This window comes from Mucilaginibacter polytrichastri (assembly GCF_001911425.1).
Classification (GTDB): domain Bacteria; phylum Bacteroidota; class Bacteroidia; order Sphingobacteriales; family Sphingobacteriaceae; genus Mucilaginibacter; species Mucilaginibacter polytrichastri.
Genome location: NZ_MPPL01000001.1, coordinates 5,217,593 through 5,227,752, shown reverse-complemented (window position 1 = coordinate 5,227,752; position 10,160 = coordinate 5,217,593). Strand labels below are relative to the sequence as shown.

Here is a 10,160-nt window from a genome sequence, read left to right as displayed (position 1 = left end):
CCAACCGGGTATCAAAACTGGCGGGTATAATTTATGAAGAAAACGCCCGCCTGGGCAGCCATATTGAGCGCGTACTAAACATTGCCCGCATAGAGAAGAACGACTTTAAACTCGATATCAATACCGTTAATGTAAACGATATGATAGCCGATGTGCTGGACAGCATGGAACTGAAGTTGCAAAAATATAACGCCGAAACCATTATTCACCTGGATGCCGAGGATGCCGTAATTAAAGCCGATGAGCTGCATTTCTCTAACGTACTTTACAATTTGATTGATAATGCATTAAAATACAGCAAGGATGCACCAAAGATTACCATTAGTACGTTAAACCGTAACGGGCAGCTGGTAATTAGGGTGGCCGACGAGGGAATTGGCATGACCCGCGACCAGCAAGACAAGATATTTGAGCAGTTTTACCGCGTGCCAACCGGCAACCTGCACGATGTTAAGGGTTTTGGGCTGGGCTTAAGTTATGTTAACACCATTGTTAAACGCCTTAACGGCAGCATTGGCGTACGCTCTGAGAAAGACAGAGGATCTGAGTTTGAATTAAAATTTTCACTGGCCTGAGATTAAAATAATATGAAAAAACTATTACTGGTTGAAGACGACCCGAACCTGGGTTTGCTGTTGCAGGATTACCTGCAACTGAAAGGTAAGTTTGATGTTATTTTATGCAAAGACGGCGACGAAGGTTTGCGCGCTTTTACCAAAGACACTTTCGACCTGCTGATACTGGATGTGATGATGCCTAAAAAAGACGGCTTTACCTTGGGTAAGGAGGTTAGGAAGATAAACCAGCACGTGCCAATAATTTTTGCTACCGCAAAGGCCATGATAGAGGATAAAACCCTGGCCTTTAACCTTGGCGGCGACGATTACATTACCAAACCCTTCCGGATAGAAGAACTTTTACTTCGTATCAATGCCCTGCTTAAGCGCACCAACGGTGCCGATGGCAAAGAGGAAGCTAAACAGGCCCAGTTTAGCATCGGTAAGTACCAGTTTGACTATACCCAGCAAATGATTACCGCCGACGGGCACCAGCAAAAGCTCTCTACCAAAGAAGCCGAATTGCTGCGCTTACTCTGCCTCCACAAAAACGAAGTACTTACCCGCGAAGAAGCCCTGCTTAACATCTGGCACGATGATAATTACTTTAACGGCCGCAGTATGGATGTGTTTCTGAGCAAACTCCGCAAGTTTTTAAAGGACGATTCATCGGTTGAGATTATCAACGTGCACGGGCGGGGGTATAAGTTGCTGGTGAATTAAGCTTTATTCGGATGTTCGATTTCGGATTTAGCTCTCAAACTCTTCGCGTTAGGGATAGTAGTGGAAAGGCCGGAGCGGAGCGAGGACTTGTAGCGGATAGCCCGGCCGAAGGCAACGCCCTAATTATTCTAATTCTAAATCCATTGATTGTGCACTGCATATACCTCTATTCGATTTAGGCGGATTATGTTCCGGATAACTGTAAATAACACTATTAAGATAGTTAGCAATAGCCAGCCTTTGCTGCCATGTTAATATTTTGTAGAAGGCAGAAAGAGCTTTCTTTTGCCCCGGTGTAACTATCTTAAATACACTACTTTGCCTGCAATTCAAATACAACCTTTGTAACATTATTGTTAGCCCTTAGAGCAAAGATATTGACGCTTAATTTGATAAGTTTGTTTTACTAAACAAACTATTGAGCATGAAGAAAAATTTACTCTTAACAACATTATTATCAGCCTCGTTTTTTTCCGCTGCCTTTGCGCAGGAAGTTGCAGACCAGGCGATAGTGCAAAAGATTCGCGAGGAAGGACTAAGCCATTCGCAGGTAATGAAAACCGCCTTTTACTTAACCGATGTATCCGGACCAAGATTGTCAGGTTCACCCGGTTTAAAGCATGCGCAGGATTGGGCTATTGGTCAGCTTAAAACCTGGGGAATGGCCAATGTAGGCCTTGAGGCATGGGGCAAATTTGGGAAAGGCTGGGAAGTTGAAAAAAACTACGCCGCCATCACCGTACCTTATTACCACGCCATTATAGCCATACCAAAAGCATGGACACCAAGCACCGCAGGCCCGATAAAAGGCGATGTTGTTTTAATTAAAGCAGATACCATTACAGACCTTGACCAATATAAAGGCAAGCTGAAAGGCAAAATTGTAATTACTGATACCAAAACCGGCCTCATCCGTAGTACCAAACCAGATCTAAGCCGCTATACCGACGAGGAATTGCAAAAAATGGCCGAAGCACAACCGGCTGCTCCGGGTGGTGCAAGAGGCGGTGCAAACAACCCTGCTTTTGCAGCCATGCGTAAGTTACGCGCGCTACGTGCAGCCATGACCGAATTTTTTGTACAGGAACAAGTTGGCCTGGTACTTAGCCAGGCCCGTGGTACAGACGGTACAGTGTTTACTACCAACGGCGCGTCTTACGCCGAAGATGCTAAACCGGTAGCACCCGAACTGGAAACCAGTGGAGAAGATTACTTGCGCATCGTTCGTTTGCTAAACGGCGGTATCGCTGTACAAATGGAGGCTGATGTACAAACCAAATTTTTTGATAAAGACCTGCAAGGTTATGATGTGGTTGCCGAAATACCCGGCACAGATAAAAAGCTGAAAGACCAACTGGTGATTATCGGCGGTCACTTTGATTCGTGGCATGGTGGTACCGGCGCTACAGATAATGCAGCAGGCAGCGCCGTAATGATGGAAGCTATGCGTATTTTAAAAACCATTGGTTTTAAACCAAAACGCACCATCCGCATGTTACTTTGGAGTTCTGAAGAACAAGGCTTATTTGGTTCAAGAGGCTATGTGCTAAACCATTTCGGCGACCCTAAAACCATGCAGTTAAAACCAGAGCAGGCTAAAGTTTCTGCTTACTATAACTTAGATAACGGTACCGGAAAAATCCGCGGTGTATATTTACAAGGCAACCAGGAAATTGGCCCAATCTTTAAAACATGGTTAGAGCCTTTTAAAGACCTAGGTGCAAGTACTGTAACCATTAGCAATACCGACGGTACAGATCACCAGTCGTTCGATGCAGTGGGCATCCCTGGTTTTCAATTTATACAAGAACCAATGGACTACAATACACGTACACACCACAGCAACCAGGATGTTTACGACCGCTTGGTTGAAGACGACCTGAAACAAGCGGCAACCATTGTAGCCTCGTTTGTGTACAACACAGCACAACGCCCGGATATGATGCCGCGCAAGGAGTTACCGAAACCTCCGCCAGCACCTGCCAATTAATATACTATTGATACATTTTAAGGAAAACCCGGCCACAATGGTCGGGTTTTTTTGTTGTTCACCGGGTAAGCTTTGCTATATAATTACTTAATAATTAGGGATGATCTTCTCTCATTTCATCTACTTCCCCTACCCATTCATCTATACATAAGCTCAGTTTAGCGATACATCGTTGCTGCCGCTCGGCATTACCAGCACCTTTAGTTTATATTTTAAACTATCATTCCCGTAATGCTGATTTTTGTAACGCCTAAAAAAGTAACGGCCTTAATTATATTTACGTTAGCAAGCATATTCTTAACCCGTTTTGCACAAGCGCAAAGTTTAGGAGACCCTGTAGTAAAAATTACCTTTGGCTCGGGTACCGCAACCAGAGCAGGGGCATTGGCAGCCGACTCTGGCTCAACAACTTATATTTATACCCCCACAGGCGAAATTGGCGAAAACTATTATACCATAACCAACCAGGTAAATACCACGGTGCATGGCGGCTTTGTTACCAGTTACGACCATGATTATGAAACCAATGGCGGCCAAACCACAGGTTACATGATGGTGGTAAACGGCAATATTACGGCTGGTACTGTTTTTACCCGTAAAGTCACTGGTTTGTGCGCTACTACTCAATACCAGTTTGGGGTATGGATAAAAAACGTATTATCAACAAATGGGATATTGCCCAATATGGTGTTCCATATTTATGCAGCAGATGGCGTTACCGAATTAGGCACCGGTGTATCTACAGGCGATGTACCTACCGGCAATGTATGGCATAATTACATCGCCAACTTTACGCTGCCTGCCGGCAACGAAACCGTAATTATTAAACTGGTAAGTAACGCCAGCGGCACACAGGGCAATGATTTTGCGGTAGATGATATCACCTTTAGCCCATACGGCTCTACCGTATCTGCCGTTTTTACACAAAGCACCAGCACAACCCAGTCTACCTGTGCCGGCTCGGGCCAAACTTATACCATTAATGCCACCAGTACATTGGCAAGCGGTTTTGAACAAAAACTTCAGGAATATATTAATGGCGTGTGGACAGATATATCCGCGGCAAGTACCAATACATCCTTCTCTGTAACCGCACCGGCGGCAGCTGGCACTTACCAATATCGCCTGGTTTCTGCCACGGCTGCCAATATCAGTTCGTCCAGTTGCGTGGTGGCATCAAACAACCTTACTATAACGGTTACGGGTGCACCTACCTCGGCATTTTCAGTTAGTAATTCGGGGTGCCTCGGCAATGCAGTGACGTTCACAGATCAGTCTACATCATCCGGCGCGGCAATCAGCAGCTGGGCCTGGAACTTTGGCGACGGACAAACTTCAACCCTACAAAACCCAACGCATACCTATACGGCAGCGGGTGATTATCCGGTTACGTTAACAGTTTCTAATGGCACCGTGGTTTGTAATGCCACATCGGCTCCGCAAACAGTACATATTAACGCTAAATCTGTCGCCAACTTTACGGTCTCTGCACCAGCCTGTACCGGTTTGCCGGTTACGTTAACAGATAACTCTGTGGCAGGGGGCAGCGCCATTACCCAATGGCTTTGGGACTATGGCGACGGCACTACCGAAACCAAAACAACTAACACTGTATTTACCCACACTTATGCCACTGCAGGCACCTATAACATTACATTGCAGGTAGCATCGGGCAGTTGCTTAAGCGATGTTAATGCACAAAGTTTTACGGTAAACCCATTACCCATAGTCGATTTTTCGTTGCCAGATGTTTGTTTGTCTGATGCATTTGCCCAGTTTACCGATCTAAGCACCATTACAGATAATACACAAGCCAACTTTACCTATTTGTGGAATTTTGGTGATGCCTATGCTACTGCTGCTAACCCTAATACATCGACAGATAAAAACCCGAAGCATAAATATTCGCAGGCGGCTAACTATACTGTTAGCTTAACTGTTACTTCAAAATACGGCTGTGTATCTGCAACTAAAACCAAAGCTTTTACCGTAAATGGCGCGGTGCCGACAGCAGCATTTATAGTAGAAAACAGCAGTAACCTGTGCAGCAGCGACGATGTAATATTTGATAATAATGCCAGTGTTGATTTTGGTAACATCACCAAAATTGTAATGTATTACGATTACGACAGCAGCCCATCCGTTTATACCACTTACACGCTGAGTGATAATACCATAACTGCTAAGTTTAGCCATAACTACAACACCTTTAACGCACCGTTAACCAAAAATTATCATATAAAAATGGAAGCATACAGCGGTGGTACATGCGCTTCTGTTACCGATAAAACTATTACCATCCATGCCAACCCTACGGTTATCCTGTCAACCATTGGCAGCATTTGCCAGGAAAAATCTGCGGTACAAATAACAGAAGATAAACAGGGCTTTACCGGCACAGGTGTTTTCAGCGGTACAGGGGTTTCATCAACCGGCCTGTTTAGCCCCGCCACAGCAGGGGCAGGTACTTTTACCATTAGTTATTTGTTTACGGCATCAACCGGGTGTACCTATTCCACAACACAGCAGGTAACGGTATACCCAACGCCTATAATTTCGGCACCAGCCAGCTTAACGGTATTAGAGGGCGGGCAGCTCACTATTAATGCCACAACAACAAGCACCGGGCTTACTTACCTGTGGACACCAGCCGCCGGCTTAAGCGACCCAACATCGCTTACACCTATAGCTAACCCAACAGATGATACCCAGTATACACTGCTTGCCACATCACCTAATGGCTGCATGGCCGCATTACAGGTTTTTGTATCGGTACTAAAAGCCCCTGTAGTGCCCAATACTTTTACACCCAATGGCGATGGCCATAACGATACCTGGAACATTAAGTATTTAGACAGCTACCCCAATGCTACGGTAGAGATATTTACCCGTTATGGCGAAAAAATTTATTCGTCTGTAGGCTACCCAGTACCGTGGGATGGCAACTACAAGGGCGCCAGCCTGCCCGTTGGTGTTTATTACTATATCATAAACCCCAAAAACGGACGTAATACCATGTCGGGCAGTTTAACTATTATCAGATAAAAAAAACGAAAGTAGTTATGCATATAAATACATTAGGCATATATTACATTTGAAAATATCAACCGTAAAAATGTTTCGCTCTAAAGCCATCAAATTTTTTATTCATGCTGCCGGATGGCTTATCTTTCTGGGGTTCCCGTTGTTGTTTATGAACAAAACGCAGGAAACCCGCAGCAACTCTTTCATTATTATCCAATCGCCCTTTTACTGGTTGTTTTGTTTAACCTATATTTTTATGTTTTACTTAAACGCCTGGTACCTGGTGCCCAAACTGGTGTTTAATAAAAAGTATATCAGCTACGGTATTATTATTTTACTACTGCTGGGCTGTGTTTACTTTTTGCAACCTTTTGATAACCTGCTCGAAAACAACCTGTTTAAAAATGCGAAGTTTGCCACCTCGCAAACGGCAATGGGCAGCCCCGGGCACGATGCATCAATACCCAATATAGGCAGCGATACCGCATCGCCGGGAGATAAAAGCCTGCCCTTTGGCCCGTTGCCGCACCAGGATATGCGCATGCAGGACCCTCGCTTTAAATCATCCAACAAAATCATCTTTATCCACCAGTCGGGCAATATAGATATGGTTGGGCTGTTTATTTTCATTATCGTTATTGGGCTAAGCATTGCTATTAGTACCGTACAAAAATGGCAGCTCACCGAGCGCATGGTGGTACGTGCCGAAGCCGAAAAAGCCCATGCCGAATTATCATTTTTAAAAGCGCAGATTAACCCGCACTTTTTATTTAATACACTTAATAACATTTACGCACTCTCGGTTACCGATAGCGAGCATACGTCTGAAAGCATCATGAAGCTGTCGAACATTATGCGCTATGTGACCGATGAGGTTACCGAAGATTATGTTTTACTGCAAAGCGAAATCGATTGTATTAATGATTACATAGACCTGCAGAAACTTCGCCTTGGTAAAAAAACGCAGCTTAACTTTACCATAACGGGGCACATTTTAAATCAGAAAATAGCCCCGCTGGTATTAATGACTTTTATAGAAAACGTTTTTAAATATGGTGTAAGCAAGCACGAGCAATCGGTTATTGATATTAATTTGGGGGTAGATGAAAAAAAGATCAGTTTCTTTTGCCAGAACCCCATATTTGAGAACGGCACATCAACCAATAAGCGCAAGGGCATTGGGATCTCCAACACCAAACGCAGGTTACAGCATATTTATCCCGGTAAACATAAGCTGAATATCAGCACTAATGATGGCCTGTTTACCGTAAATTTAGAAATTGACAGTTAGTGTATGACAGCTTTAAAATGTGTAGCCATTGATGATGAACCCCTGGCGCTGGAAATACTGAAAAAGTATATTGCCGAGTTTCCGGACCTGCAACTGCTGCATACTTTTGAAGATGCGGTTTCGGGTGCCGAGTTCTTAAAAAAGAACAAAGTAGACCTGCTGTTTATCGACATTGACATGCCCGACATTACCGGGGTAGACCTGGTGCGCTCGCTCACAGAAAAGCCGATGATTGTATTTACCACCGCCTATAAAAACTTTGCTTTTGAAGGATTTGAACTACAGGCATTGGATTACCTGCTGAAACCCATCAGCCTGAAACGCTTTTCGGCTTCCGTAAATAAGGTGCTGGATTACGCCCGCTACAAAAACGCCGAAGATGCCCAGGATGAATCATTATATGTACATTCGGAGTACCGGATGATTAAGATTAACCTCCGGGATATTGAGTACATCGAAAGCATGCAGGATTACATCAAGATTTACCTGCTGAATACCGAGAAGCCTATTTTAACCCTCATGTCTTTAAAAAGCGTGTTAGAGAAATTGCCGGCCAGCCAGTTTATCCGCATCCACCGCAGCTTTGTTGTGGCCAAATCGCAGATCAAATCAATCCACAACCGTAAAGTAAAATTAAACAGCATCGAATTACCGGTTGGTAATAACTATTCTGATTTTATCCGCGACTGGTCTAAATAATCCCTCATTCATCGGTACATTTCTATTGTTCAGCGATACATCTGCGGGTTCTCTTGCTATTAGTCAGAATTTAGATTTAGCAATTAAAACCAACGCATCATGGAATTACTCAGCACCAGAAAAAAAATCTTAGTATTGGATAAAGACAGCAGGATGCTGCCCGTTGTGGATGAAATTATGAACTATGGCGATTTTGATATCCATATTTTGTACGATGCCAATGCCGTTTATGATAAGGCCCGCCAAATAAACCCCGATTTAATTATCCTGGATTATTTACTGTTAGATAACGACTGCGCAATGATTTGCCAGGATTTTAAGGCCAATACCCAACTGGAAGCCATCCCCATTATCATTGTAACTGCCTTTAATACCAAAAAAGTAACTGCCGATTCTTACAAATGCGATGCCCTGTTTGTGAAACCCTTAGACATGAACGTACTGGCTTCGCGGATAGATTATTTAATGGCTTCGTGATATTTGTTAAAACATAGTTTGATCATCTGTACTTTTGGTAATTGACTATATTTACCAAAACACCAGAACCTGCCGACCCGGTTATAATGAAAATAAAAAAAAACATAGCGACGAGTGAGAACGGTTTTATTTTCAATCCCGCAACAGGCGATTCATTTTCGGGCAATGCCATTGCATCTGCCATTATACTGGCCATGAAAAATGGCGATACAGAGGCACAGATCAAACAAAGTATTTTAGCGCAATACGAAGTTACCGCCGAACAGCTTAACCGCGATTGGGACGACTGGATATTACAACTAAAAGAAGCTAATTTGCTGGAATTTTAAATCGGAAATGACAGCAGATCAGTATAGCAGTTTATGCATAGGTGTTACCGGGCTTAATGCCAATGATAACCCAGGCCCGGGTATAGCGGTGATCCGTGCGTTAAAGGCAGGTTTAGGCAATGGCATCAGGATCGTCGGCCTATCCTACGAATCGATGGAACCGGGCATTTACATGCATGAGCTTGTTGATAAAACCTACCAGATCCCTTACCCAACAGCAGGCACAGCGGCTTTGGTAGAGCGGTTGGAGTATATCCAGGAGAAAGAGCATCTAGACCTGATTATCCCCAACTTCGATTCGGAGTTATATAATTTTATCAGGATAGGCCCGCAGCTACAGCAAATGGGGATCAAAACCTTTTTGCCGTCGCACGGGCAACTAGCCCTGAGAGATAAGATCAACCTGGGTGATTTCGGCAGAAAACATGGTTTTAATATCCCAGCCGATTATAAACTATATACCATTGATGACCTGAAAAAAGCGACCGATGAGCTAATGTTTCCGCTCATGATTAAGGGCAAGTTTTATGAAGCCTATGCCGCTTACACCATGGACCAGGCGGTGAAATCGTTTCACCAATTGGGCGCAGCCTGGGGTTACCCGGTAATAGCTCAGCAATTAATAAGGGGTACAGAAATTAACATAGCCGCACTGGGCGATGGCAATGGAGCTAACATATCCATTATTCCCATGCGCAAATTATATATTACAGATAAAGGCAAAGCCTGGGCGGGGGTTACCATTGAAGACCCAAAGCTGATAGCGCTGGCCGATAATTTTGCCAGGGCAACCAACTGGCGGGGTGGTTACGAACTGGAAATTATGTGCGATGCGGATGACAATTTGTTTATCCTCGAAATTAATCCGCGTTTCCCGGCCTGGATTTACCTTACCGCCGCTGCGGGGCAAAACCAGCCCGAAGCACTGGTTAAGATGGCCTTTGGCGAAACGCTTACGCCCTTTACTGAATACCAGGTGGGTAAATTGTTTATCCGCTACTCTTGGGACCACGTGGTTGACATTGCCGATTTTCAGCAGATCTCGGCGCTGGGCGAACTTTAATGATTTA

General features: G+C 44.2%; 9 protein-coding genes. All 9 read left to right on the top strand.

The features are described from left to right. A partial coding sequence (locus tag RG47T_RS25600) for a sensor histidine kinase (protein WP_216351095.1) occupies positions 1 to 575 on the top strand: 575 nt, incomplete at its 5' end. Between the two features lie 12 nt (positions 576 to 587). After that, positions 588 to 1,280 carry a response regulator transcription factor gene (locus RG47T_RS22545; RefSeq protein ID WP_074491990.1) on the top strand — a complete coding sequence of 231 codons (693 nt, stop codon included), beginning with the start codon at positions 588 to 590 and terminating at the stop codon, positions 1,278 to 1,280. A gap of 424 nt (positions 1,281 to 1,704) precedes the next feature. Next, complete coding sequence (locus tag RG47T_RS22535) at positions 1,705 to 3,270, top strand: M28 family metallopeptidase (RefSeq protein ID WP_074491986.1); 1,566 nt, start codon at positions 1,705 to 1,707, stop codon at positions 3,268 to 3,270. Between the two features lie 231 nt (positions 3,271 to 3,501). Beyond that, a complete protein-coding gene (locus RG47T_RS22530; RefSeq protein ID WP_074491984.1) occupies positions 3,502 to 6,315 on the top strand; it encodes a PKD domain-containing protein in 2,814 nt (937 codons plus the stop codon). Between the two features lie 49 nt (positions 6,316 to 6,364). Continuing rightward, entirely contained in the window at positions 6,365 to 7,585 is a 1,221-nt protein-coding gene (locus RG47T_RS22525; protein ID WP_171972583.1) for a sensor histidine kinase, read from the top strand. Between the two features lie 3 nt (positions 7,586 to 7,588). Continuing rightward, positions 7,589 to 8,284 (top strand): LytR/AlgR family response regulator transcription factor, encoded by a 696-nt coding sequence (locus RG47T_RS22520; RefSeq protein WP_074491980.1) that lies wholly within the window; start codon positions 7,589 to 7,591, stop codon positions 8,282 to 8,284. A 99-nt stretch (positions 8,285 to 8,383) separates the two neighbouring features. Further along, on the top strand, positions 8,384 to 8,761 hold the full coding sequence (locus tag RG47T_RS22515) for a response regulator (RefSeq protein WP_074491978.1): 378 nt from the start codon (positions 8,384 to 8,386) through the stop codon (positions 8,759 to 8,761). A gap of 41 nt (positions 8,762 to 8,802) precedes the next feature. Beyond that, on the top strand, positions 8,803 to 9,090 hold the full coding sequence (locus RG47T_RS22510) for a PqqD family protein (protein WP_083627498.1): 288 nt from the start codon (positions 8,803 to 8,805) through the stop codon (positions 9,088 to 9,090). Positions 9,091 to 9,097: 7 nt separating this feature from the next. Then, complete coding sequence (locus RG47T_RS22505) at positions 9,098 to 10,153, top strand: ATP-grasp domain-containing protein (protein WP_074491976.1); 1,056 nt, start codon at positions 9,098 to 9,100, stop codon at positions 10,151 to 10,153. The last annotated feature ends 7 nt before the right edge of the window (positions 10,154 to 10,160 follow it).

Coding starts and splice junctions, on each gene's coding strand:
- RG47T_RS22520 (WP_074491980.1), top strand. CDS start 7,589: ATGACAGCTTTAAAATGTGTAGCCATTGATGATGAACCCCTGGCGCTG.
- RG47T_RS22505 (WP_074491976.1), top strand. CDS start 9,098: ATGACAGCAGATCAGTATAGCAGTTTATGCATAGGTGTTACCGGGCTT.
- RG47T_RS22530 (WP_074491984.1), top strand. CDS start 3,502: ATGCTGATTTTTGTAACGCCTAAAAAAGTAACGGCCTTAATTATATTT.
- RG47T_RS22535 (WP_074491986.1), top strand. CDS start 1,705: ATGAAGAAAAATTTACTCTTAACAACATTATTATCAGCCTCGTTTTTT.
- RG47T_RS22515 (WP_074491978.1), top strand. CDS start 8,384: ATGGAATTACTCAGCACCAGAAAAAAAATCTTAGTATTGGATAAAGAC.
- RG47T_RS22545 (WP_074491990.1), top strand. CDS start 588: ATGAAAAAACTATTACTGGTTGAAGACGACCCGAACCTGGGTTTGCTG.